The 23624-nt window shown below is 55.8% G+C and carries 23 protein-coding genes; 6 read left to right on the plus strand and 17 right to left on the minus strand.

Translation table 11 applies throughout. The features are described 5' to 3' along the window. Positions 1-17: 17 nt before the first annotated feature. From AC1MKH_RS14165 to nasR, 6 genes are all read right to left on the minus strand, one after another. Positions 18-2702: a nitrate reductase gene (locus AC1MKH_RS14165; protein WP_276219984.1), complete on the minus strand. Its 2685-nt coding sequence runs from the start codon at positions 2700-2702 to the stop codon at positions 18-20. After that, a complete protein-coding gene (gene nirB, locus AC1MKH_RS14170; RefSeq protein ID WP_276219983.1) occupies positions 2699-6763 on the minus strand; it encodes a nitrite reductase large subunit NirB in 4065 nt (1354 codons plus the stop codon). The genes AC1MKH_RS14165 and nirB overlap by 4 nt, the downstream gene beginning before the upstream one ends. 11 nt (positions 6764-6774) lie before the next feature. Beyond that, positions 6775-7563 carry an ABC transporter ATP-binding protein gene (locus AC1MKH_RS14175; protein WP_276220120.1) on the minus strand — a complete coding sequence of 263 codons (789 nt, stop codon included), beginning with the start codon at positions 7561-7563 and terminating at the stop codon, positions 6775-6777. A 10-nt stretch (positions 7564-7573) separates the two neighbouring features. Then, complete coding sequence (gene ntrB, locus AC1MKH_RS14180; RefSeq protein WP_276219982.1) at positions 7574-8455, minus strand: nitrate ABC transporter permease; 882 nt, start codon at positions 8453-8455, stop codon at positions 7574-7576. A 1-nt stretch (position 8456) separates the two neighbouring features. Continuing rightward, the gene (locus tag AC1MKH_RS14185; protein WP_276219981.1) at positions 8457-9713 is read right to left on the minus strand and encodes a CmpA/NrtA family ABC transporter substrate-binding protein; all 1257 of its coding nucleotides are present in this window, start codon (positions 9711-9713) and stop codon (positions 8457-8459) included. A 224-nt stretch (positions 9714-9937) separates the two neighbouring features. Continuing rightward, entirely contained in the window at positions 9938-11134 is a 1197-nt protein-coding gene (gene nasR, locus AC1MKH_RS14190) for a nitrate regulatory protein NasR (RefSeq protein WP_276219980.1), read from the minus strand. 66 nt (positions 11135-11200) lie between these two features. Here nasR and AC1MKH_RS14195 point away from each other — a divergent pair, with 66 nt between their 5' ends. Next, complete coding sequence (locus AC1MKH_RS14195) at positions 11201-11554, plus strand: DsrE/DsrF/TusD sulfur relay family protein (protein ID WP_015964137.1); 354 nt, start codon at positions 11201-11203, stop codon at positions 11552-11554. A 263-nt stretch (positions 11555-11817) separates the two neighbouring features. Then, positions 11818-12051, plus strand: coding sequence for a DUF1883 domain-containing protein (locus tag AC1MKH_RS14200; RefSeq protein ID WP_041686229.1), 234 nt, complete (start codon positions 11818-11820; stop codon positions 12049-12051). Positions 12052-12087: 36 nt separating this feature from the next. On the opposite strand, the gene AC1MKH_RS14205 is transcribed toward AC1MKH_RS14200, so the two are convergent. Continuing rightward, complete coding sequence (locus AC1MKH_RS14205) at positions 12088-12768, minus strand: gamma-glutamylcyclotransferase (RefSeq protein ID WP_231827070.1); 681 nt, start codon at positions 12766-12768, stop codon at positions 12088-12090. 215 nt (positions 12769-12983) lie between these two features. Beyond that, positions 12984-13214, minus strand: a complete 231-nt coding sequence (gene chaB / locus AC1MKH_RS14210) for a putative cation transport regulator ChaB (RefSeq protein WP_276219979.1) — start codon at positions 13212-13214, stop codon at positions 12984-12986. A 286-nt stretch (positions 13215-13500) separates the two neighbouring features. On the opposite strand from chaB, the gene chaA reads away from it, so the two are divergent. Together chaA and AC1MKH_RS14220 are read left to right on the plus strand one after the other, a co-directional pair. Beyond that, entirely contained in the window at positions 13501-14601 is a 1101-nt protein-coding gene (gene chaA / locus AC1MKH_RS14215; RefSeq protein WP_015964133.1) for a sodium-potassium/proton antiporter ChaA, read from the plus strand. Between the two features lie 328 nt (positions 14602-14929). Further along, entirely contained in the window at positions 14930-15019 is a 90-nt protein-coding gene (locus AC1MKH_RS14220) for a type I toxin-antitoxin system toxin Ldr family protein (protein ID WP_276219978.1), read from the plus strand. A 121-nt stretch (positions 15020-15140) separates the two neighbouring features. Here AC1MKH_RS14220 and AC1MKH_RS14225 read toward each other — a convergent pair whose 3' ends face one another. The 3 genes from AC1MKH_RS14225 to AC1MKH_RS14235 all read right to left on the minus strand — a co-directional run bounded on the left by AC1MKH_RS14225 (position 15141) and on the right by AC1MKH_RS14235 (position 16974). Next, positions 15141-15587, minus strand: a complete 447-nt coding sequence (locus tag AC1MKH_RS14225) for a hypothetical protein (protein WP_276219977.1) — start codon at positions 15585-15587, stop codon at positions 15141-15143. A 281-nt stretch (positions 15588-15868) separates the two neighbouring features. Next, entirely contained in the window at positions 15869-16489 is a 621-nt protein-coding gene (locus tag AC1MKH_RS14230; protein WP_276219976.1) for a hypothetical protein, read from the minus strand. A gap of 5 nt (positions 16490-16494) precedes the next feature. Then, positions 16495-16974 (minus strand): Imm57 family immunity protein, encoded by a 480-nt coding sequence (locus AC1MKH_RS14235; protein WP_276219975.1) that lies wholly within the window; start codon positions 16972-16974, stop codon positions 16495-16497. Positions 16975-17413: 439 nt separating this feature from the next. On the opposite strand from AC1MKH_RS14235, the gene AC1MKH_RS14240 reads away from it, so the two are divergent. Then, positions 17414-17521 carry a type I toxin-antitoxin system toxin Ldr family protein gene (locus AC1MKH_RS14240; protein WP_041686436.1) on the plus strand — a complete coding sequence of 36 codons (108 nt, stop codon included), beginning with the start codon at positions 17414-17416 and terminating at the stop codon, positions 17519-17521. A gap of 444 nt (positions 17522-17965) precedes the next feature. Next, positions 17966-18073, plus strand: coding sequence for a type I toxin-antitoxin system toxin Ldr family protein (locus AC1MKH_RS14245; RefSeq protein WP_041686436.1), 108 nt, complete (start codon positions 17966-17968; stop codon positions 18071-18073). Between the two features lie 151 nt (positions 18074-18224). Here AC1MKH_RS14245 and kdsA read toward each other — a convergent pair whose 3' ends face one another. The 6 genes from kdsA to hemA all read right to left on the minus strand — a co-directional run bounded on the left by kdsA (position 18225) and on the right by hemA (position 23609). Further along, a complete protein-coding gene (gene kdsA / locus AC1MKH_RS14250; protein ID WP_015964131.1) occupies positions 18225-19079 on the minus strand; it encodes a 3-deoxy-8-phosphooctulonate synthase in 855 nt (284 codons plus the stop codon). A gap of 111 nt (positions 19080-19190) precedes the next feature. After that, complete coding sequence (sirB1, locus tag AC1MKH_RS14255) at positions 19191-20000, minus strand: invasion regulator SirB1 (protein WP_015964130.1); 810 nt, start codon at positions 19998-20000, stop codon at positions 19191-19193. A gap of 3 nt (positions 20001-20003) precedes the next feature. Then, positions 20004-20396: a SirB2 family protein gene (locus AC1MKH_RS14260; RefSeq protein ID WP_276219974.1), complete on the minus strand. Its 393-nt coding sequence runs from the start codon at positions 20394-20396 to the stop codon at positions 20004-20006. Continuing rightward, complete coding sequence (gene prmC / locus AC1MKH_RS14265; protein ID WP_276220119.1) at positions 20393-21235, minus strand: peptide chain release factor N(5)-glutamine methyltransferase; 843 nt, start codon at positions 21233-21235, stop codon at positions 20393-20395. The genes AC1MKH_RS14260 and prmC overlap by 4 nt, the downstream gene beginning before the upstream one ends. After that, positions 21235-22317, minus strand: a complete 1083-nt coding sequence (gene prfA / locus AC1MKH_RS14270) for a peptide chain release factor 1 (protein WP_276219973.1) — start codon at positions 22315-22317, stop codon at positions 21235-21237. Before prfA ends, prmC begins: the two co-directional genes overlap by 1 nt. 35 nt (positions 22318-22352) lie before the next feature. Further along, positions 22353-23609, minus strand: a complete 1257-nt coding sequence (gene hemA / locus AC1MKH_RS14275; protein ID WP_276219972.1) for a glutamyl-tRNA reductase — start codon at positions 23607-23609, stop codon at positions 22353-22355. Between the last annotated feature and the right edge of the window lie 15 nt (positions 23610-23624).

A 23624-nucleotide genomic window follows, 5' to 3' on the forward strand; every position in this document is an offset into this window, starting at 1 on the left:
GGTTCTATACCCTCACCCTAACCCTCTCCCTGAGGGAGAGGGGACCGATCGCACTTATGTTTAGGATCTGCATCGTTTTCTCCCTCTCCCTCAGGGAGAGGGCCGGGGTGAGGGTGTCCGCTCCCATCACCAATAAACCCTCTCAACTCCGGCACACACGATCCACAGTTTGTCCCACACTTCAGCTTTTGCCCTAATGCATCGACAGAGGTACATCCCCCGGCGATGGCCTGTCGAATTCGCGTCTCCCCCACGCTAAAGCAGCTACAGACAATTCGCCCCTGCGCGGGTTGCCCATTGACGCGGCCATTTAATAACGCATGCCGATCGGCTGGCGTTTGTGGCGCGCTTTCAAATGCCGCCGTAATCAGCGCCAGTTCGATAACAGGCAAAGTTTCAGCGCTCCACAGCCCGAGCATCAATCTGCCTTCATGCCATGCCAGAAAATGACAAAGTGCTCCTGCCCGCGCGGTCTGCACCTGCCAGTTGCGCTGCTGGCAAAACAGCAGCAGCTCATCATAGATAACCTTATCGCCGCATAGCGTCAGGTGATGTAAGCCGTCGATCGCCTTACGCCACCACTGCACGTGATTCGGTAACGGAACCGGCTCACGGGAAATCAATTCCCCTTGCCACACCGGTTGCCAGGGCGCAATGCGTACCGCAACCTGTTTGCTTTCTGGTTGCCCGGAGTGCGGATCGGTCACCGCTTCAACCAGCGCATTCACTTTTCCCTGACGCGCGAAGCAGGCATTCCAGTGCATTGGCACAAACAGCGCGCCCGGCCGCTGTCCTGCCTGAATCGACACTTTGGCTACCATGACCCCCTGTCGCGAGGTGATTCGGGCGAAACCGCCTTCGCGAAGTTGAAAATGTTCCGCATCCTGCACAGAAACATCGACCGTCGGCTGCGCGATATGCTGCATCAAACGCGGCACGGTGCCTGTGCGGGTCATGGTGTGCCACTGGTCGCGAATACGACCGCTATTGAGCAACAGAGGATAAAGCGGCCCGACGCGCGCCCGGGTCGTTTGCGGTTCCACGGGCACCATTCGCAGCCGCTTATCCGCCCGCCAGCCCTGCTGGAGATCCAGCGTGTCACCGGAGGCACGCACAGGCCAGCGCACGGGGGCCAGTGCGTCCCACTCTGCGCGGGTAAGGTTCGCCAGACCGCTAATATCAAACGCGCGCTCGCCGTGGTTTTCGAAACCGGAAAGCGCGGCGTGCTCACAAAATACCGCGTGGGGATGCTGCCAGCGGAACGCATCGCCATAGCCCAGCGCGTGCGCCATTTGAGCGATAATCCACCAGTCGGCTTTTGCCTCGCCGGGCGCAGGAAGAAACGCGCGCTGGCGCGAAATGCGTCGTTCTGAATTGGTCACCGTGCCGTTTTTCTCGCCCCAGCTCAGAGCCGGAAAACGAATATGCGCGTAGCGCGAAGTGTCGGTATCGGCGGCCACCTCAGAGACGATGACCAGCGGACACGCCGCCAGAGCCTGACAGACCGCGTGGCTATCGGGTAACGAAACGGCCGGGTTAGTCCCCATAATCCACACGGCCTTGACGTCACCGCGCCCAATCGCGGCAAACAGATCGACCGCCATCAACCCCGGCGTTTGCGCCAACCGTTCCGTTCCCCAGAAGCGGGCAACACGTGCCAAATCGTCGGGCTCAAAGTTCATGTGCGCCGCCAGCATCGTCGCCAGGCCGCCAACCTCCCGACCGCCCATCGCATTCGGTTGCCCGGTCAGCGAAAACGGCCCACATCCGGGGCGAGCGAATTTCCCGCAGGCCAAGTGAACATTGATAATTGCATTGCATTTATCGCTGCCGCTGGCGGACTGATTAATGCCCATCGTGTAGAGCGTAACGGCGCGCGGTGCGGTGATAAACGCCGTATAAAAATCGTTAACTTCCTGCTCCGCCAGGCCGCAAAATGCCGCAACCCGCGCCACGGTCCAGGGTTCGGCGGAATCTCTTGCCGCCTGCGCATCCGCATAGTGTCGGGCGAATGCCCCCCGCTGCGCAATTTCGCGCAGCAAACCCACAAACAGCCCGGCGTCGCTACCGGGCGCAATCGCCAGATGCCTGTCCGCGATATCACAGGTCGCCGTGCGGCGCGGATCGATAACCACCACCCGCATCTGCGGATTGGCCTGCTTTGCTTTCGCCAGACGCTGATACAGCACCGGATGCGACCACGCAGCATTTGAGCCGACCAGTACCACCAGGTCACTGTTTTCAACATCGTCATAGCTACACGGCACCACATCCGCGCCGAACGCACGCTTGTAGCCCGTCACCGCCGAAGACATACACAGGCGGGAGTTCGTATCGATATTGGCCGCGCCGATAAAGCCCTTCATCAGCTTGTTCGCCGCGTAATAATCCTCCGTCAGCAGTTGCCCGGAGGCATAAAACGCCACCGCCTGTGGCCCGTGTTCATCAATAATCGCCCGCAGGCGCCCCCCCGCCTCGTCGATCGCGTGCTGCCAACTGACGCGCTGCCCTGCCACTTCCGGATGCAACAACCTTCCCGCAAGATCCGTCGTTTCACCAAGCGCCGCCCCCTTCACACACAGGCGACCAAAATTGGCCGGATGCGCGTCATCGCCGCGCACGCTGACCGCACCATCCTCTTCACTAGCAATCACCCCGCAGCCTACGCCGCAGTAGGGGCATGTGGTTCGGGTTTCAGTCATGAGGCCTCCGCACGCAGCAGTAACGGCTGATTACTGACCCACACGGTGCCGTTCTCCACTTTCACCGGCCAGGCGCGCACCACGGCTTCGCCGCTATCGCACTGTCGGCCATCGCGTAGACGAATACGCCTTTTGTAGAGCGGCGAAATAACAATGGGTTCGCCCGCCGCATCCCCCAGCAGGCCGCGTGACAGGACGTTAGCCTGGCTACCGGGCTCAAGATTATCAAGGGCATAGACGTTTTCGCCAAAGCGGAACAACGCGATTTGCATCTCTCCAAGGCGCGCGCCAATTCCGGCCTGAGCGGGGATCGCGGTCAGCGCGCAAATCGCCTGCCACGGTTTTGTGCTGACATTAAGCGTTGGCATAACCGGCATCTCCACCGGCTGCAACTGCCCACGCACATCATGGCGCTGCACGGCCTCATCCGGCATCTCGCTGTTAACGTATGAGCGGAACAACGCCAGCCGCTGCGGGTCGTTCAGCGTGGTACGCCATTCACACTGATAACTGTCGATGACGCGCGCCATTTCCCGTTCAAGATCGTCGGCAATACCGAGGCTATCGTTAAGAATGACCTCGCGCAGATAGTCAATTCCCCCTTCCAGGTTATCCATCCAGGTGCTGGTACGTTGCAAACGGTCGGCGGTGCGAATATAGAACATCAGAAAACGGTCGATGGTGCGCAGCAGCGTGGCGTCATCGAGGTCGCTGGCGAAGAGATCGGCATGACGGGGTTTCATGCCGCCATTGCCGCACAAATAGAGATTCCAGCCTTTTTCGGTAGCAATCACGCCCACATCTTTACCCTGTGCTTCCGCGCATTCCCGGGTGCATCCCGACACCGCCATTTTGATCTTATGTGGCGCGCGAAGCCCCTTATAGCGATGCTCCAGCGTCACGGCGAGCGCAGTTGAGTCCTGCACGCCGTAGCGACACCAGGTCGAGCCCACACATGATTTCACCGTGCGTAAGGATTTCCCGTAGGCGTGACCGGTTTCGAATCCGGCATCAATCAGTTCGCGCCAGATGGCGGGCAACTGTTCAAGCCGTGCGCCGAAAAGGTCAATGCGCTGGCCGCCGGTAATTTTGCTGTACAGCTGATAACGTTTAGCCACCTCTCCGATAGCGATAAGGCCATCCGGCGTGACTTCGCCCGCCGCCATACGCGGCACAATGGAATAGGTGCCGTCTTTCTGGATATTTGCGAAGTAACGATCGTTGGTATCTTGCAACGGTAAGTGTGCCGGTTTCAGCAAATAGTCATTCCAGCAAGAGGCGAGAACAGAGGCCACCAGCGGTTTACAGATTTCACAACCATCGCCATGACCGTAGCGGGTAATCAGTTGCTCAAAGGTATGGATACGGTTAACCCGTACCAGGTGATAAATCTCCTGTCGTGAATACGCAAAGTGCTCACAAACATCTTTTTTAACCTCAACACCCTGCTGTGCAAGCTGAAATTCCATCACCTGTTTCACCAGTGTGCTGCATCCACCGCAGCCCGTTGCCGCTTTAGTGCAGCTTTTGATGGCCCCCATCTCCGTTGCGCCCGCCACGACCGCATGGCAGATATCACCTTTACTGACGTTATGACAGGAGCATATTTGCGCGCTATCCGGTAATGCCGCTACGCCCAACGCTTTCGGCGCACTGCCCTCCTGCGCCGGTAAAATCAGCGACGCGGGTTGCGCCGGGAGGGCAATCGCATTAAGCATCATTTGCAGCAGCGTCGGGTAATCGCTGGCGTCGCCCACCAGCACACCGCCAAGCAGCGTTTTGCCGTCGGCGCTCACCACGATTTTCTTGTACACCTGCGCTGGGCCATCTACCCATTGATAGCTTTGGCAACCCGTTGTGCGCCCCTGAGCGTCGCCAAATGAGGCCACATCCACGCCTAACAGCTTCAGTTTGGTACTCATATCCGCGCCAGTAAACGGCAGTTCTGTACCGGCAAGCGCCGCCGCCACGGTGCGCGCCATCTGGTAACCGGGCGCGACCAGGCCGAAGATTTTGTTCTCCCACAGCGCGCATTCACCAATGGCAAACATATCCGCGTCCGAGGTGCGGCAGTGGTTATCCACGATAATGCCCCCGCGTTCTCCCACGCTCAGGTTCGCGCTGCGGGCCAGCGTATCCTGTGGGCGAATGCCCGCCGAAAAAACCACCATGTCGGTCAGCAGCGTTTCGCCGTCGGCAAAACGCAGGGTCAGGCCCTCCGCCGTGTGTTCAATCGCGGTCGTCGTCTTACTGGTGTGGACGCCCACGCCAAGTTCGCTGATTTTCTCGCGCAGCATCGCCGCGCCGCCGTTATCGAGCTGTACCGCCATCAGATTAGGCGCGAACTCGACCACGTGCGTTTCCAGCCCTAACTGACGCAGCGCATTGGCGGCCTCCAGCCCCAGCAACCCGCCGCCAATCACCACTCCCCGCGTCGCTGTTTTTGCGTGCGCAGCAATCGCGTCCAGGTCGTCCAGCGTGCGATAGACAAAGCAGCCCGGCAAATCATTGCCGGGGATCGGCGGAACAAATGGCCAGGAGCCGGTCGCCAGCACCAGTTTGTCCCAGTGCAGCTCATGCCCCTGCGCATCGCTAATCAGGTGTGTTTGCGGGTCGATGGCCGTCACCGCCTGCGAAAGGCGTAATTCAATACCGTTTACGGCGAAGAAATCGTCTTCCACCAGCGACAATGAAGCCGCATCGCGCCCGGAGAAGTATTCCGAGAGATGTACGCGGTCATAGGCGGCATAACGCTCAGCGCCGAAAACCACAATCTGATAGCGCTGATGAAGATTTTGCTGCACACATTGTTGTAGAAAATGGTGGCCGACCATGCCGTGCCCTACTACCGCAAGCGTTGGTTTGATCATTATTTGTCTTCCTTCAGCCGTTGGCTGCGCTGTGAATTGGTTGAAGATCCAGCCCGGCTGTGCGGGTTGGGGAGATTGGATAAGATCGGTAAACGTGGCGGCAGCGGTGCAATCGCCCATCAGTAATACGCCGCGAAGCCTGCCATCGCGCAGCAGCAGGCGGCGATAATGGCCGCTTTGTGGGTCAAATGAAGACCAGACGTCGTCATTTTCAACCGCCTCTATCGGGCCGGCGCTAAAGAGATCGATACCGGTCACTTTCAGGCGAGTACCGTTATCCTGCCAGTGAAAATCCGCCTGCTCAGTGCCCGCCAGACGCGCACTGAGTACCTCGGCCTGTCGCAAACAAGGTGCGACTAATCCCCAGGTTTGCCCGTCGATTTCGCAACATTCACCGATAGCGCTCACACCAGGCACCGCCGTTGCCAGTTGGCGATTGACCACAATCCCACGCTGGCAATGGATCCCGCTTCGTGCTGCCAGGGCAATATTAGGACGCACACCGGCTGCAATAACGATGCGCACAGCGGGCAGACAACGGCCATCATTAAGTTCAACAAACTGCTCACGAATCGCGCGTACGTTCGCGTTGAGTTCGCAGCGGATCCCTCGCGCTTGCAGGTTTTGCACCAGTAACTGACTCGCCTGACTGTCGAGCTGCTGTTCCATTAATTTGTCACCACGATGCACTAACGTGACGTTGTCACCTCTCAACGCCAGTGCCGCCGCCGCTTCCACGCCCAGCACACCGCCGCCGATGACCACGGTATCACCGGGTGTCGCCAGCATGGCCTGCACGTCCGCCAGCCTGCGAAAGGTGTGAACATGCGGCAAAGCAATGCCGGGATACGGCGGCATAAACGGCAGCGAACCACAGGTAAAAACCAGCTCATCCCACGGCAACTCACCATGAGTGGTAACAACACGCCGCGTTTGTGTGCAGACCTGCAGCGCCGTCTCGCCCTGCCGCACGTGAACTTCGTGCTCCGCATACCAGGCAGGCGATTGCAGCAGCGTCTGGCTGAAGGCTTTTTCGCCGCTCAGCACGGGTGAAAGCTGGATGCGGTTATAGGCCTGACAGGGTTCATCACCGATTATGGTGATGGCAAACGCCCCGGGCGCGACCTTCACCAACCGCTCAGCCAGCCGGGTTGCCGCCATGCCGTTGCCAATCATCACCAGTTTTCGCATCGCGCGTCCCCTTACGCCGCTTTGGGCTGTTTTTCGTAAAGGAAATGGAGAATTTGCTGGCGCAAATGGTGGTAACGAGAGTCATCGGCCAGCTGTACGCGGTTGCGTGGGCGCGGAAGATTGACGTCAAGAATCTCCCCGACCGTTGCCGCCGGGCCATTCGTCATCATCAACACCCGGTCAGAAAGCAGCACCGCTTCATCGACGTCGTGGGTAATCAGCACAATAGTGGTATTCAGCGCCTGCTGAATCTGCATTACCGAGTCCTGGAGATGTGCACGGGTCAGCGCGTCCAGTGCGCCAAACGGCTCATCCATCAACAGCACTTTCGGCTTCATCGCCAGCGCGCGGGCAATGCCGACGCGCTGCTTCATCCCGCCCGAGATTTCTCCCGGACGTTTATGCAGCGCATGGCCCATCTGCACCCGCTCAAGGTTGTGAACAATCCAGTCGCGGCGTTCGGCTTTGCTCATGCTTTTGTGAAACACGTGATCCACCGCCAGCGCCACGTTGTCGAAGCAGGTTAACCACGGCAGCAGTGAGTGGTTCTGGAAAACGACGGCGCGCTCCGGGCCCGGGCCCGCAATTTCACGGTTGTCGCAAATCAGGCCGCCTTCTGTCGGGAGCGTTATTCCGGCAATCAGGTTAAGCAGCGTCGATTTACCGCAGCCGGAGTGGCCGATAAGGCTTACCGTTTCACCTTCGTGGATATCGAATGATACGTTTTGCAGCGCCAGAAACTCACCGCTGGCGGTATGGAATCGTTGGCTGACGGCCTGAACCTGAATTAAGGGTTTCATCATGCGCTCCTTATTTATCCTGCCAGCTGAAACGGCGGGCGATGAGCATCAACCCCTGCTCCAGCACCAGCCCAACCACGCCAATAATGACGATGGCAATGAGAATGTTTTCGACGTTGAGGTTGTTCCACTCATTCCAGATCCAGAAACCGATCCCCAGCCCACCGGTGAGCATTTCGGCGGCGACGATCACCAGCCAGGCAATACCGATGGAGAGACGCACGCCGGTTAGTACCGCTGGCAGCACCGCCGGGAACAGGATCTTGCGCATTACCGTCCATTCTGAGAGCTGTAACACGCGCGCGACGTTGAGGTAGTCCTGCGGAATACGACGCACGCCTTCCGCGGTATTAATAACCATCGGCCAGATCGAGCAGATAAAAATGGTCCAGCTGGACGCAGGCTCCGCTTTCTGGAACAGAAGGAGGCCAATCGGCAGCCAGGCAAGCGGACTTACCGGGCGCAGCAGCGCAATCAGCGGCGAAAACATGCGGGAGAAAAAGACAAAGCGCCCAATCAGGAAGCCAAGGGGAATACCTACCAGCGCGGCGAGGCCAAACCCCACCGCCACACGCTGAAGAGAGGCCAGCACATTCCAGCCCACGCCCACATCGTTTGGCCCATTGTTATAAAACGGGTCAGCAAACAGCGTCAGGGCGGAATCCAGCGTGCTGAGCGGCGTCGGGAAACCTTTGCTGTTAATGGCGGCGAGTTGCCAGGCCAGCACCAACAATCCCAGCCCCAACACCGCGGGAATAGTACGTTCGGCGATATTGCGCAGCACGCGCCCCGCAGCAGGTGCGCGTCGGCGCACCTGTACCGGCGGCAGCGTAATCACTTCACCCGGAACAGCCGGTGCGGCAGCCGGTTTGACATTTTGCGTCTGTTTCATCTCAGGCTCCTCTACGTTGAATGGCAAAGCTGCGGGCATACCCTTCCGGGTCGCTTCCGTTCCACACCGTTCCGTCCATCAGTGTGCTGCTGCGTAACAGGCTGGAAGGCGGCGTAATGCCGCCGACCGCCTGTGCCGCCTCTTTCCAGATATCCGTGCGATTAATGCGTTGCGCGATGGCCCGATAATCGGGCTCCGTTTTGAGGAGTCCCCAGCGGCGAAATTGGGTTAAGAACCACATCCCGTCTGAGATCCACGGGAAGGTCACTTCGCCCTCGGCGTAAAAACGCATCGGATGTGCGTCCTGCCAGCGACGACCGATGCCGTTATCGTATTCACCCAGCATGCGGCCTGTGAGGTACTGTTCCTTGGTGTTCAGCCAGCCGCGACGCGAGAGGATCTGCGCGGTTTCACGTTTGTTTTCCGCTGACGCTTCAATCCAGCGGGCGGCGTCAATGAGCGCCGCGACCAACGCGCGACTGGTATTGGGGTTTTGCTCAACCCACTCGCGACGCGTGCCGAGCACTTTCTCCGGGTGCTCCGGCCAGATATCCTGCGTGGTGGCCGCCGTGAAGCCGATACGGTCATTAATCGCCCGCGCATTCCACGGCTCGCCGACACAAAAGCCCACCATGTTGCCAATACGCATGTTCATCACCATCTGCGGCGGCGGGACCACTACGGTGCGCACATCGTCAAAGGGATGAATACCGCCGCTCGCCAGCCAGTAATAGAGCCACATGGCGTGGGTGCCGGTCGGGAAGGTGTGGGCGAAGGTATAAGCGCCCGGCGCGCTCTGACCGATCAGCTTTTTCAGCGCAGGAAGATCAGTCACCCCTTTCTCCTGCAACTCAGCAGAAAGCGTAATGGCCTGCCCGTTGCGGTTGAGGGTCATCAGGTTTGCCATCGCCTGCGGCTTACTGGCGATTCCCAGTTCCAGCCCGTAAAGCAGCCCATAAAGCACATGCGCCGCATCCAGCTCGCCATTGACCAGTTTGTCGCGTACTGCCGCCCAGCTCGCTTCTTTGCTGGGAACCAGCGTAATACCGTACTTTTTGTCAAAGCCTTTCAGCGAGGCAATTGCCAGCGGAGCGCAATCGGTTAGCGGGATAAATCCCACTCTTACCGTCTCCTGTTCAGGTTTGTCTGAGCCCGCCGCCCACGCCGAATGCATCAAACCCGGCAGCAACATCGCGCCCCCCAATGCCGCCCCGGCCTGCAATAAACGCCGTCGAGAGAGTGAAAATGCATCGCCCATAGCTGCTCCCACATGTAAAAAAAAAGCGCCCGGCAGTGCTTACGCACTGCGGGACGCCGTTATCCTGATGGTTTGAGGCCGCCGTTGGCCCGCTACCGATGATTTACAGGTGATAATGCAATTCAGATGCCAGGTCGTAAATGACCGTGAAATCGGCCTGACGTGACTGAGCGACTGCCTTCAATGCACTTTCAGCAGGCACGCTCTGCTCGCGAAGAGTGCAATCAGGCAGAAAGATCGCGCTGCCAGAGTGCACTGACCGTTAACAGCGCGCGTGCCACTTCCACCATGCGCTGATTTTTATCCATCGCCATTTTGCGCAGACAGTGCCATGCCTGCTCTTCATTCATTTGCTGATGCGCCATCAACACGCTTTTCGCTTTATCGATCACTTTGCGCTCTTCAAGCATCTCTTTTAACGACGCCAGTTGCCCGGTGAGCTGTTCCAGTTCTCGCGCCTGCTGGCGTACCAACGGTAGCAGTTGCCGGTCCAGGGGGAAAAGCAGGTTATCGCTGACAGGATCGTCGAACGGCGCTGTGTGTTGCGTCTGCGCATCATCGTCGCGCAGCAGTTCCACGACCTCTGCAATCAGATCGCTTATCAGCGATTCCTCGAGGCTGCGCAGTTGCTCCAGACGCTGAGTTTGTAGGCTAAACCAGCGCAGCGCCGCCTCGCCGCCGTCCGGGGCAGGTTGGCGCGTGCAGGCAATGCGACGTAACTGTTCAATCGCGATTCCCGCCTGCCCGTGTTCATTGAACAACGTTCTCAATGTCTGGCTTGCCAGGCTTAAAAACCCTTCAAAGCAGGGCTGCTGACCATCAATTCTGTCTACCAACTGCTGGCGAAGATCGTCGCTAAACTGCCCGAGCGTAAAGCCCAGCGCCCCCAGCGCACGTTCCTGCCCCACCAGCTCTTTGCCCTGCATAAAGCTGTAAAGTGCCACGAGTCGCCCGACCAGCGCGGGGTTGTCGATGGTGTCATTAAGTTGGGGAATAATACTCAGCAGATGACGTATCACCCGACTATAACGGGCGGTAGCGGTACCGGCATCCACACGTTGGGTATTAATGGCATGGCGCAAATCGGGCAACTGCTCCAGAGACCAGACGGCGCTGGCGATGCGCTGGCACAGCCCGGATGCTGCAGGTACCGCCTGCGGGTCAAGCAGCTGCAAGAATTCGCGCACCCGCTCATCCACCAGTGCCGCACTCGCCCGGCGTTCAGGTTCATATAAACGTCCACCCGAGCATAACCAGATGTTGGACGCGCCGCGTTCGCACTGTAACATGTGTACCAGATGGCTCAACTGGCTTACCAGTTGGCCCTGCTGCGCCAGCTGTTGAAGCTTACCTTTCTGAACCTGGCGCGCATAACGAAACCACTCGATTGCGCCGGGTGTCGTGTCAGCACGATTGATCATGCTCCCTCCCGGTAACGTCTCTTTTATTAACCAAAGCAATAAACGTGCCTTTTTGAAGGAGTAGAGATGCAACATATTGTGATCGTCGCTAACGGTGCCGCCTACGGCAGTGAATCCCTGTTCAACAGCCTGCGCCTGGCCATTGCCCTGCGCGAACAGCAGGGAGACCTCGACCTGAAACTGTTTTTAATGTCTGATGCGGTCACCGCCGGGTTACGTGGGCAAAAACCCGCGGAAGGCTACAATATTCAGCAGATGCTGGAGATCCTCACCGCGCAAAACGTCCCCGTAAAACTGTGTAAAACCTGCACCGATGGCCGGGGCATTACCGCGCTGCCGCTGATTGATGGGGTGGAAATTGGTACGCTGGTCGAACTGGCCCAATGGACGCTGGCCGCTGACAAGGTGTTGACGTTTTAAGGGTTCATTTAGTCGACTTTACTGAAATTACCGGCGATTGCCGCAGATTATTCCCGGCTGGCGCGCGTTATCTGGTCAATCACGCGCCAGGCTGAATGGTTTCAGGAGAATTCTCACTTTTGTTGAATCGTTCTCAGATTTGTTGATCGAAATCATCATCTTCCCCCTCCCTATTTGGTGTTATCAATGAGTGATTTGTGAACAACATCACATGCAGGATATCCGTCGCAGGGAGTGCATTCACAGAAAGATTCGGGGTTGAGATGGCGATGGTTAAGGCAAGTTTGACGTTATTTGGTGGGGATACGGTCGTGGTACGTTGCTCAGAGCGCTGCCATATTCATTTAATGAGCGCCAAAAGCAGCAACAGCGATATTCTGAGCGTACAAAACAGAGAGAGCGCCTATCTTACGGTGCCTTACAGCGGTACCTGGAATGTGTTGATTGACAGCCACAGCCAGTCGCTTGAACACTCAATCAGCTATGTTGCAGCCTGATTAAGCGCCCGGAAGCCGAAAACTTCCGGGCGTTTTTTATGCCAGCCCCGGTTGTGGGTGGATCCCCAGCAAACCGCGAACGTATTTAATCAATTCATTCAGCCCTTCATCAGGCATCCCGAGTTTCTGTAACTCTTCATCCAGCGAGAAAAGATACTGCGCATTGGTGCCCAGCGGGCCGCTCGCTGCCGCAATTAACGGGGCTATCACCTGTACGCTGGTGTCTGCTTCGTACTGCGGGTGGCGCGGATCCATAATAAAGACCAGCGCGTTAACCGTGCGCCCGTCGTCAAGTTCCAGCTTGCACCAGGTGGGCAAATAGCAGCCGGTGATCATCTCGCGTTTCCACAGCAGCGAAAGCTCATCTTCGACCGTCGCCTCTGGCAACTGATAGGCGATGCCGGTGGTGCGCCCACCCTCTTTCAGCGCCAGCATGCGGCCTGGCTGGCAGGCCGTCCCGCGACCGGCGGTCAGGCGCAAACAAAATGCCCGGTGCCAGCCGACAAGCGTACCGGTGCAGGAGTCGGTAAATTCCAGCGCCGGATTCCACATCAGCGAGCCGTAGCCGAAAATCCACACCGGCCCGTCATCTGGCCGACACGCCAGCGTAGCGGCCAGGGATGCCGCGCGTTGCTCTGGAGACCAGAGCAGCGATTCCTCAATAGCGCCAAACGCTGTTGTACAATCCGCCTTCATTAAGAAATCACGTGTAATCACTCTCAACCTCCGCCACTACATCACGTCCGTGCGTATTATTCAGACCTCTGGTTTTGGCTAATAGCGAACCAGGCAAATTCTCATTTGCATTTGCCTTTCCCTGAGTTTTTATTGCTTAAATATTATCCAGCTTTATTAAACAATATGCAATTGCGCATCTGACGGCAAGAGTATTAAACCGTGACAAAGGGCTATAGGATAATCGTGCTATTGGCCTATTTCTTTTTATGCCATTTATCATCGTCCCCTTTTTCATACTCATGCTTCACTGCGGCCCAGGCCACGCGATGCGCGGTCTCCTCGCGGGTGGCATCGTCCCGACGGTCTGATTTATCTTTGTATTGTTGCCACGCGCTGTTGAACGCTTCTTTGTAGATCTCCTGTGCGTGAGCTGGCAAAACATGTTGCACGCTATCGGGTAAATCAGATTTGCTGTTATAGGGCATAAGTCCTCCTGTTAGTGGCTTCAGGATAAGTATGACTCACTGCATCGCAGGTGAAACTGAATTCAGATTATTACTCACCATAACAACATATGGCATTGTTAATTAAAGACTTAATTTACATAACCATCATTTTCAATAACTCTAAACAAAAGTTATCAATCAGGGTAAATTTTAGTAAAAAAGCGTTATATATAAGACACGGTCTGTTAATTTATAGACTTACGCTGTGACGATTAGAAATATTCTAAGTATATAATTATAAACACCTGCACTAACGGAGATGGACATGACGCATGTACAAGAGGCGGTAAAAACCCGCCATAAGGAGACTTCTCTCATTTTCCCGGTTATTGCGCTGGCAATATTGTTCTTCTGGGGAAGTAGTCAATCATTGCCAGTCGTTGTCGGGATTAATATTCTGGCGCTTATCGGTATTCTCAGCAGCGCATTCAGCGTTGTTCGCCACGCCGACGTGCTGGCGCACCGCCTCGGCGAACCCTACGGTTCGCTTATCTTAAGTCTTTCCGTGGTTATTCTGGAAGTGAGCCTGATTTCCGCACTGATGGCGACGGGCGATGCAGCCCCAACGCTGATGCGCGACACGCTCTACTCCATCATTATGATTGTGACCGGCGGCCTGGTAGGTTTCTCGCTATTGCTGGGCGGGCGCAAATTTGCGACGCAGTACGTCAATCTGTTCGGCATCAAACAGTATCTGATTGCCCTCTTCCCGCTGGCGATTATCGTACTGGTGTTCCCGATGGCGCTGCCTGAAGCGAACTTCACTATCGGTCAATCTCTGCTGGTGGCGCTGATTTCTGCCGCAATGTACGGCGTGTTCCTGCTGATTCAGACCAAAACGCACCAGAGCCTGTTTGTTTACGAACATGAAGACGATGGCGACGACGATGACCCGCATCACGGTAAACCGTCCGCCCACAGCAACGCCTGGCACGCCGCCTGGCTGATTGTGCATCTGATTGCCGTCATTGCCGTCACCAAGATGAACGCTAACCCGCTGGAGACGCTACTCACCACCCTGAATGCACCTGTCGCATTCACCGGTTTCCTGGTGGCGCTGCTAATTCTGTCGCCTGAAGGCCTGGGAGCACTGAAAGCGGTACTGAATAATCAGGTGCAGCGAGCGATGAACCTGTTCTTTGGTTCCGTGCTGGCCACCATTTCACTGACCGTTCCGGTCGTGACGCTGATTGCCTGGATGACCGGTAATGAGCTGATGTTTGGTCTCGGCGCGCCGGAAATGATTGTGATGGTTGCGTCATTAGTACTGTGCCAGATCTCGTTCTCCACCGGACGCACCAATGTGCTGAACGGAGCCGCGCATCTGGCGCTGTTTGCCGCCTATCTGATGACCATATTCGCCTGATAATCGTGTCGGTAGCCGTAATTGCGAGCATCAGCGAGAATGCGACCGAAATGGCTGCAATAGATAACGAAAGGTCGGAAGACGTCACGCAGCGTACGTATTTCGCCAGTGAAGTGCACAAAGCAGACGACGTAGAATCCGCACCAAGCCGGAGTATTCCGGTGAGGCGCAATGTTGCGGGGGCTTGATCCCCGGCGGCGTTGGTTGCTGGAAAGAGAAAACCCCCGCACGTTGTAAGGCGTAAACCTGACAACATTACGGGGGCTAATCTTGAACCAGAACAATTCAAGGATAGCCGCGAAACGTTGTCATGACAATAGGCGGCTATATGACGCTTGTGCAGTTTAGCGTGATGTTCTGGCACGACCTGGCAGCCCCAATTCTTGCGGGTATTATCACCGCAGCGATTGTCGGCTAGTGGCGTAACAGGAAGTAACGTGAAGGCGGGCGTCAGGCTGTCGTGATGACAACATGCGCCCGAAATGGGCCGCAGGGGTAATAGCCTGCGGCCTTTTTTGCGTCTCTGCATAAGCGTTGTATCATTGCCAAAAGCTCGCTTTACGCGGCAGCTTTACCGAATAACCGTTGTCGAAAATGCCGAGAAGATCATCATCTTCTGTAATCCTGCCATGAAATTCGCCCAGGGATGCCATCTCACCGGGAAGGTGGAAGGTAAAATGGCCTGTCGCGCTATCAACCTTTACAGGCGCGACAACCGGTTTCGTTACCCCTCCTTCAGCATGCTGGTATACCACCCAATATGTTCCTCCTTCGGCAAGAGTGAACATCATTTCATCGCCCAGAATATCAAACGTTTCAGGATGAACCTTGAGGCTTGAATACACACCGGGCAATTTTCCCTGCTCTGCGATATGCCACGCCATACATCGGGCCAAATGTTCAGGGATACCCGGAGCATTTTGTTTAAACTGCGCAGTAAGTTCAGCGCCCTCAAATATCGTTGCCGCCCCACTCCATTCCGTCACGTAGTGTGATGTCAGGATATCGCCAGTGAAAAATAGATACGTTTCATCAGAATTATGCGTATCAATGTAGATAACTGACCATTCTTTCTCCCTGAATACATTTATAATATCTATTTTTGTTGCATTGACCTGTGGGCCGATATTTGCCTTTAATGTTACGCTCTGCTATGCCGTCAACCCTAAATCGCGCTCCACGCCGTCACAAGGCGTTCCCGCAAAGGCTCTGCTCAGTGGTAATAACAGCCAGACCAGAATTAACCATTTGCCCATTTTTTATTGTCCTAAAAAGCACTATCCCCGCGAATAGTGTCCACCCGATCAATGAAATGCCCGTCCTTATCGAATCCTTCCGTTTCTGCGCGGCACATTTCCGCAGCCAAACCGCCCCAGGCGGATGTAGCCGTAGTGTCGTTAATGACATCGACGTTCAACGTGAAACGATATTGATCGTAAAAGGTTTTAATCGTGCTGCCTGGAACAAAATCGACAATATCCAGCACCACTTTCATTCCACGAACATGAAATTCACGACGATGCCCGTACCAGCGATGATCGCGACAGCCGCCAATGACGTCGGAGGCATAAAAACGGGCACGAGTGACAGTGCTGCCCCAATGGTCAGTTGGCTGAAGAATATCGCTATCATCGGTTAAATCGCGAAATTTACATTGAAACATGGCCGAAAAATTGCCCCAGTCGCCCTGATAAACATCTGCCTGTTTTTGATGCATGCATCCCAGCACATAACGTTTTTCTCCCGTTGCTAACAAAATCGGTTGTTCAAGAAGAAGGCTATCGGCGGTTTGCGGAAAGCGTTGATGCACTTCCTGAATAGTGGGCCATGCAGCCATTACCGCTCCGGGAAGCATCAGATATAAACAGATCGCGTTGACTGATTTCATCGGTCTCACCAGTCTTCATCATTACAAACGACGCCATCGCGTATACCCGCGATAATGTCTGTTTTTTTTAAACGGATATTTTTTTCACTTCGGCAGATATAATCCACGTTATCACTGGATTTTAAACCATACTTTCTGCCAGTGAACTCAGCTACACATTTCTGCCGTAACGCTGCCGGGTCCATCTGCTCAAGATAGGGCAGAATCGCGTTTCCTTTACTCAACAGGTAACAGGTATACGATTCCCCCTGCCCGGCATCCATTCCTCGCTGCCAGCGAACAAGCTCAGTCAGAAATTGTAATGATTGAGGACCATTACCCTCACCAATCACATCCAGCCCTAATTCCGGCTCCGCGCCTTTTCCCTGCACAATCGCATGTTCAGCAAATTCCAGCGTTCGCTGTTGATGACCCGGTATTTCAGCCTGTGCAAACAGAGGCATTAGCAAAATACCAACCACCAGAAATCCGCTCCCGTTCATCATTTTCCCTCCCTGAAAACGCCAAGTGTATCGCCGCCTGCAAAACCTTCATGCACAAAAAAAGCCTTAGCCCAAAACGGTATGGCGTGAGAAAAAAGTAATGACTGACGGGCATTCGGAGAATACCCGTCAGAATTGCGAGCAGGTATGGGAGATTTGGCGAAAGGAATGCAAAAGAGGATGAAACATCAGAAAGCATCCCGCATCGCGTGCATTCTGAGAATGAAGTAAGTAAGGCCGAAGACGTAGAATCCGCACCAAGCCGGAGTCTTCCGGTGAGGCGCAATGTTGCGGGGGCTCGATCCCCGGCGGCGTTGGTTGCTGGAAAGAGAAAACCCCCGCACGTTGTAAGGCGTAAACCTGACAACATTACGGGGGCTAATCTTGAACCAGAACAATTCAAGGATAGCCGCGAAACGTTGTCATGACAATAGGCGGCTATATGACGCTCGTGCAGTTTAGCGTGATGTTCTGGCACGACCTGGCAGCCCCAATCCTTGCGGGTATTATCACCGCAGCGATTGTCGGCTGGTGGCGTAACAGGAAGTAACGTGAAGGCGGGCGTCTGGCTGTCGTGATGACAACATGCGCCCGAAACAGGCCGCAGGGGTAAAAGCCTGCGGCCTTTTTTGTGCCTGGAATTCGGCCCCCGATAAGCAAGGGTATAACCGTTTGAGTACAATGAAAATTGCGAGCACGTATGAAAAAAGGGTGAAGCGAATGCAATAAACGATGAAAGACGGGAAAGCATCCCGCATCGCCTGCATTCTGTGAATGAAATGAATAAGGCCGAAGACGTAGAATCCGCACCAAGCCGGAATCTTCCGGTGAGGCGCAATGTTGCGGGGGCTTGATCCCCGGCGGCGTTGGTTGCTGGAAAGAGAAAACCCCCGCACGTTGTAAGGCGTAAACCTGACAACATAACGGGGGCTTATCTTGACCCTCAACAGTTCAAGAATAGCCGCGAAACGTTGTCATGACAATAGGCGGCTATATGACGCTCGTGCAGTTTAGCGTGATGTTCTGGCACGACCTGGCAGCCCCAATCCTTGCGGGTATTATCACCGCAGCGATTGTCGGCTGGTGGCGTAACAGGAAGTAACGTGAAGGCGGGCGTCTGGCTGTCGTGATGACAACATGCGCCCGAAACAGGCTGCAGGGGTAATAGCCTGCGGCCTATTTTGGACTCTCCAGAATCAAAAAAGCCTTACCGCACAACGGTAAGGCTTCGATAAAAATGCAGTACAGCGTAATTACTTGCTGGTATCCAGCTCGTCGAACCCTTTCACCAGGTCGTCGATCGCTTTCATCTGCTTCAGGAAAGGTTCCAGTTTATCCAGCGGCAGCGCGGACGGGCCGTCGCAGCGAGCGTGGTCCGGATCCGGATGCGCTTCGATAAACAGACCGGCGATACCGACCGCCATACCGGCGCGCGCCAGTTCAGCAACCTGCGCACGGCGACCGCCAGAGGCTGCGCCAAACGGGTCGCGGCACTGCAGCGCATGGGTAACGTCGAAAATAACCGGAGAGTTATTGGACGCTTTTTTCATCACGCCAAAGCCCAGCATATCGACGACCAGGTTGTCGTAACCGAAGTTCGCGCCGCGATCGCAGAGGATCACTTTGTCGTTACCGCCTTCGATGAACTTATCGACGATGTTGCCCATCTGGCCAGGGCTTACGAACTGCGGTTTTTTGACGTTGATGACCGCACCCGTTTTCGCCATCGCTTCCACCAGATCGGTCTGGCGAGCGAGGAATGCAGGCAGCTGAATCACATCCACCACGTCGGCAACCGGCTGCGCCTGGCTGGCTTCGTGCACGTCGGTAATGATTTTTACGCCGAAGGTCTGTTTCAGTTCCTGGAAGATTTTCATCCCCTCTTCCAGGCCCGGGCCACGGTAAGAGTGAATGGAGGAACGGTTAGCTTTATCAAACGACGCTTTGAAGACGTAAGGGATACCCAGTTTCTGGGTAACGGTAACGTAGTGTTCACAGATGCGCATTGCCAGGTCGCGCGATTCCAGCACGTTCATGCCGCCAAACAGCACGAACGGCAGGTCGTTTGCTACGTTGATATCACCAATACTGACCACTTTCTGTTTCATAAGATCGCCTTATTAGGGTAAATACTCCAGTTATCTCGGGATGCGTCCAGGCAGTCCTGCCAATAATGACGTCACATAATTGCCCGCGAGTATAACCGGAATCCCTGGATTTTAGTGAAGGGTAATTTGTTTCTGCGCGATAGTGTTTATCTGCGCGCGAATCATCTCGCTAATCGGATCTTCCGGGCACTGTTCGACAAAATAACTCAGGTCATTCAATGCAATATGCTCGCATTCAAGCTGAGCATAGATAAGCCCGCGATCGCGAATTTCATACGGATCTTCCGGGTTAAACTGTAACAGCGCTTCACTGGTACGCAGCGCCAGTTCCATCTGCTGTTCTTCCATTAATGCCGATTTCAGGGTATCGAGCAGTTTGCGGATCACTTCTGCGTTATCCGCTTCGTCGAGATCTTCATTAAACAGCTCCGCCATCGGGCTGATATTGCCTTTCAGCCACACTTCCAGCGTGTGTTCATCCAGCGTATCGCCATTAAATGGGTTGATAAGCCACAACTCTTCGTTGTCGACATCCGCACGCAACAGCAACTGCGTCGGGAAAATCACCGGCACCACGGGAATCGAAAGACGTTCGGCGAGCCAAAGCATAATCGCGCCAAGCGAGACGGCGCTGCCCTGGCGATTTTTCAGTACCTGATCCAGCCATAACGCGTCCGAAAGACGGTAAACGCCTTTTGAATCGCTGAAATGCCATTCGTGGTAGAAGAGTTCAATCAGGCGTTCCATCTGCCGGGTCAGCGTCCAGGAGGGGCTGATCTCCTCCTGCGCCAGCGCCAGCAGGCACTCCAGTTGTTCATTTACGCGCTGTGTCGGGAAATCATCACGGATTAACTCTGACACCAGGACCATGCCTTCGCACAGCGGCGCTTTATTAAATTCAAAATCAGCCAATGACTTCATACCTTACCCCAACAACGGAACTTTAGTGATGGCGAGTTTAACGATGATGCACAACACCACCAGCCCCAGTAGAAAGGCAATAAAGCCTCGCTGCTGACTGCGCGGACAGCGACGTCCGAGCGCAACAAAACCCAAAACGATGTAGATGATAACGCCAAACAGTTTCTCCGTCAGCCACGTACCTTGTGGGGTGAATGGATAAACATGAGCGATTACCATCAGCGTGATACCGCTAAGCAGCAGCACGCTATCAATAGTGTGCGGTAATACACGCACCCAACGCAATTTCAGACGTGAATCATTATTCCACGTCCACCAGTAGCGTAGCGCAAAAAGTGAGACCGAAAAAATAGCACTGGCAACGTGTACCGGCAGAATGACGCTAAACAGGCTCATTGTGCGGCTCCCGGCCAGATAGCGAGCGTCAGACGATCGTTGCCGCCGTAATCTTTGCAGGTTTGCGCCTGAACATAGCCCGCGCCGGTAAACAGCTGACGAACTGCGTCACCCTGCGTCCAGCCGTGTTCCAGCAGCATGACGCCGCCCGGCAACAACGCCTGTCGGCCTTCACGAATAATATGCGCGAGATCGGCAAGCCCTTCATCGGCAGCAACCAGCGCCGTTTTTGGCTCGAAGCGGACGTCACCCAGAGAGAGATGCGGATCCTGTTCATCAATATAAGGAGGATTACTGACGATCATCGCGAACTTCCGTCCGGCCAGCGCGCTGAACCAATCACTTTGCAAAAGGGTAACGTTGTCTATGCCCAGCGTTTGCGCGTTCTGCTGCGCCAGCGCGACAGCATCCGCGATAAAATCGACAGCCGTCACGCGGCAATCCGGTCTTTCGCTGGCGATGGCCAGGGCTATCGCGCCGGTACCGGTGCCTAAATCGAGGATCTCGCAGGGTTGTGCGGACAAGCGTGCTAATGCCTGTTCGACCAGACATTCGGTGTCCGGGCGAGGGATCAGGGTGACGGGAGACACCGTCAGCGGCAGCGACCAGAATTCGCGCATGCCCACTAGATGCGCTATCGGTTCACCGCGCTCGCGGCGCGTCAGCAGCGTATCAAGGGGCGCCAGTTCGGCGGGCGTTAATACCGTTTCGTCAAACGCCATGATAAACGTTCGCGTTTTGCCGGTGACGTGCCCGAGCAGGATCTCGGCATCACGGCGCGGGCTTTCGCTCTCCCGCAGCCGTTCAATTGCCTGTTTCAGCCACTGTTGGTAAGTCATCATTCCTGGTCAGACAGTGCCGCGAGCTGGTCGGCCTGATATTCCTGAACGATAGGTTCGATCAGCATATCCAGCTTACCTTCCATCACTTCATCCAGACGGTAGAGCGTCAGGTTGATGCGGTGATCGGTCACGCGCCCCTGGGGGAAGTTATAGGTACGGTTACGGTCGCTACGATCGCCCGTACCCAACAGGTTGCGACGCGTGGACGCTTCCGCCTGCTGGCGTTTGGCCATTTCAGCGGCACGAATACGCGAACCCAGCACGGAAAGCGCTTTGGCTTTGTTTTTGTGCTGCGAACGTTCGTCCTGACACTCCACAACAATACCGGTTGGCAAGTGGGTGATACGGATTGCCGAGTCGGTGGTGTTAACGTGCTGACCGCCCGCGCCTGAGGAACGGAAAGTATCGATACGCAGCTCTGACGGGTTGATATCGGGCAGCTCGGCTTCCGGTAGCTCCGGCATCACCGCAACGGTACACGCCGAAGTATGGATACGCCCCTGCGATTCCGTTGCCGGAACGCGCTGCACGCGGTGCCCGCCGGATTCAAATTTCAGACGGCCATACACGCCTTCACCGCTGATTTTGGCGATCACTTCTTTGAACCCGCCATGCTCGCCTTCGTTGGCGCTCATGATTTCCACACGCCAGCGGCGCGCTTCTGCATAGCGGCTGTACATCCGGAAGAGATCACCCGCAAACAGCGCAGCTTCGTCGCCGCCGGTACCGGCGCGCACTTCAACATAGGCGTTACGCTCGTCATCCGGGTCGCGCGGCAACAACAGAACCTGAAGCTGTTGTTCCAACTCTTCTTCCCGCGCTTTGGCGTCCTGTAATTCTTCCTGCGCCATTTCGCGCATTTCCGGGTCGTCCAGCATCATCTGGGCAGTTTCGATATCGTCCTGCACCTGACGCCAGTCAGTGTAACAGCGTGAAACGTCGCTCAGCTGCGCGTACTCGCGCGACAGCGCCCGGAATCGCTCCTGATCGGCGATGGTCTCCGCATCGCCCAGCAGCGCCTGAACTTCTTCATGGCGCTCATACAGAGCTTCCAGTTTGGCAACAATAGAAGGCTTCATTGGCGTAAATGCACCTTGTAATAGAAAGAGTTGTGCTACTCCAGCCCGAGGCTGTTGCGCAGAATATGCAGGCGTTCGTCATCCCCGTCACGGGCGGCCTGCTGAAGAGATTTGGTTGGGGCGTGGATCAGGCGGTTGGTCAGCTTACGCGACAGGTCCTGCAAAATTGCCTGGGCGTCGCCGCCCTGCTCCAGCGCGGCAAGCGCTTTTGCGGTGAGCTCTTCACGCGCCATTTCGGCCTGTGAACGGTATTCGCGAATGACATCGCTGGCGCTTTGCGCGCGCAGCCAGGCCATGAATTCGCTGGTTTCCTGCTCAACAATGGTTTCAGCCTGCACCGCAGCGGCTTTGCGCTGGGCAAGGTTGTGCTGAATGATGTTTTGCAAATCATCCACGCTGTACAGATAGGCGTTCGCCAGTTTGCCCACTTCGGGCTCGACGTCACGCGGTACGGCGATATCCACCAGCAGCATCGGCTGATTACGGCGGGCTTTTAACGCGCGTTCGACCATCCCTTTACCGATAATCGGCAGCGGGCTGGCGGTAGAACTGATGATGATATCCGCTTCTTTTAAGCACTCATCCACATCGCTTAAGGCAATCACTTCCGCACCCACTTCCTGCGCCAGCACCTGCGCACGTTCGCGGGTACGGTTGGCAATCAGCATTTTCTTGACATGATGCTCACGCAGATGACGCGCCACCAGTTCAATGGTTTCGCCTGCGCCGACCAGCAGCACGGTAACGGTGGAAAGTGATTCGAAAATTTGTCGCGCCAGCGTACAGGCCGCAAACGCCACAGACACCGCGCTGGCGCCGATATCGGTTTCGGTGCGCACACGTTTGGCGACCGAGAACGATTTCTGGAACATGCGCTCCAGTTCGCTGGCATGCAGATGCCCCTGCGCGGAATCCGCGAAGGCTTTCTTAACCTGTCCGAGAATTTGCGGCTCGCCCAGCACCAGCGAATCGAGGCCGCTGGCCACGCGCATAAGGTGGCTGACAGCATCGTTATCCTGATGCCAGTACAGGCTTTCACGCAGCTCGGTTTCGTTCAACTGATGGTAGTCGCATAACCAGCGCACGATGGCGTCGTGAAGGTTGTCCTGTTCTTCCACACTCAGGTATAGCTCGGTGCGGTTACAGGTCGACAACACCACGCCCCCCTGCACCATTGGCTGAGCCAGCAGGCTCTGCAGCGCCTGGTCAAGCGTATCCGGCGAAAACGAAACGCGTTCTCGCAGCGCTACCGGGGCTGTTTTGTGGTTGATGCCAAGAGCTAAAAGGGTCATGTTGCGGGAGTAGTA

The organism is Pseudocitrobacter sp. CD920760 (assembly GCF_057782505.1).

Coding starts and splice junctions, on each gene's coding strand:
- chaB (WP_276219979.1), bottom strand. CDS start 13,214: ATGCCCTATAACAGCAAATCTGATTTACCCGATAGCGTGCAACATGTT.
- nirB (WP_276219983.1), bottom strand. CDS start 6,763: ATGCGAAAACTGGTGATGATTGGCAACGGCATGGCGGCAACCCGGCTG.
- AC1MKH_RS14175 (WP_276220120.1), bottom strand. CDS start 7,563: ATGAAACCCTTAATTCAGGTTCAGGCCGTCAGCCAACGATTCCATACC.
- AC1MKH_RS14245 (WP_041686436.1), top strand. CDS start 17,966: ATGACGCTCGTGCAGTTTAGCGTGATGTTCTGGCACGACCTGGCAGCC.
- AC1MKH_RS14220 (WP_276219978.1), top strand. CDS start 14,930: ATGACGCTTGTGCAGTTTAGCGTGATGTTCTGGCACGACCTGGCAGCC.
- chaA (WP_015964133.1), top strand. CDS start 13,501: ATGACGCATGTACAAGAGGCGGTAAAAACCCGCCATAAGGAGACTTCT.
- AC1MKH_RS14240 (WP_041686436.1), top strand. CDS start 17,414: ATGACGCTCGTGCAGTTTAGCGTGATGTTCTGGCACGACCTGGCAGCC.
- AC1MKH_RS14230 (WP_276219976.1), bottom strand. CDS start 16,489: ATGAAATCAGTCAACGCGATCTGTTTATATCTGATGCTTCCCGGAGCG.
- AC1MKH_RS14195 (WP_015964137.1), top strand. CDS start 11,201: ATGCAACATATTGTGATCGTCGCTAACGGTGCCGCCTACGGCAGTGAA.
- AC1MKH_RS14185 (WP_276219981.1), bottom strand. CDS start 9,713: ATGGGCGATGCATTTTCACTCTCTCGACGGCGTTTATTGCAGGCCGGG.
- ntrB (WP_276219982.1), bottom strand. CDS start 8,455: ATGAAACAGACGCAAAATGTCAAACCGGCTGCCGCACCGGCTGTTCCG.
- kdsA (WP_015964131.1), bottom strand. CDS start 19,079: ATGAAACAGAAAGTGGTCAGTATTGGTGATATCAACGTAGCAAACGAC.
- AC1MKH_RS14260 (WP_276219974.1), bottom strand. CDS start 20,396: ATGAGCCTGTTTAGCGTCATTCTGCCGGTACACGTTGCCAGTGCTATT.
- hemA (WP_276219972.1), bottom strand. CDS start 23,609: ATGACCCTTTTAGCTCTTGGCATCAACCACAAAACAGCCCCGGTAGCG.
- AC1MKH_RS14235 (WP_276219975.1), bottom strand. CDS start 16,974: ATGATGAACGGGAGCGGATTTCTGGTGGTTGGTATTTTGCTAATGCCT.
- prfA (WP_276219973.1), bottom strand. CDS start 22,317: ATGAAGCCTTCTATTGTTGCCAAACTGGAAGCTCTGTATGAGCGCCAT.
- prmC (WP_276220119.1), bottom strand. CDS start 21,235: ATGACTTACCAACAGTGGCTGAAACAGGCAATTGAACGGCTGCGGGAG.
- AC1MKH_RS14165 (WP_276219984.1), bottom strand. CDS start 2,702: ATGACTGAAACCCGAACCACATGCCCCTACTGCGGCGTAGGCTGCGGG.
- nasR (WP_276219980.1), bottom strand. CDS start 11,134: ATGATCAATCGTGCTGACACGACACCCGGCGCAATCGAGTGGTTTCGT.
- AC1MKH_RS14200 (WP_041686229.1), top strand. CDS start 11,818: ATGGCGATGGTTAAGGCAAGTTTGACGTTATTTGGTGGGGATACGGTC.
- sirB1 (WP_015964130.1), bottom strand. CDS start 20,000: ATGAAGTCATTGGCTGATTTTGAATTTAATAAAGCGCCGCTGTGCGAA.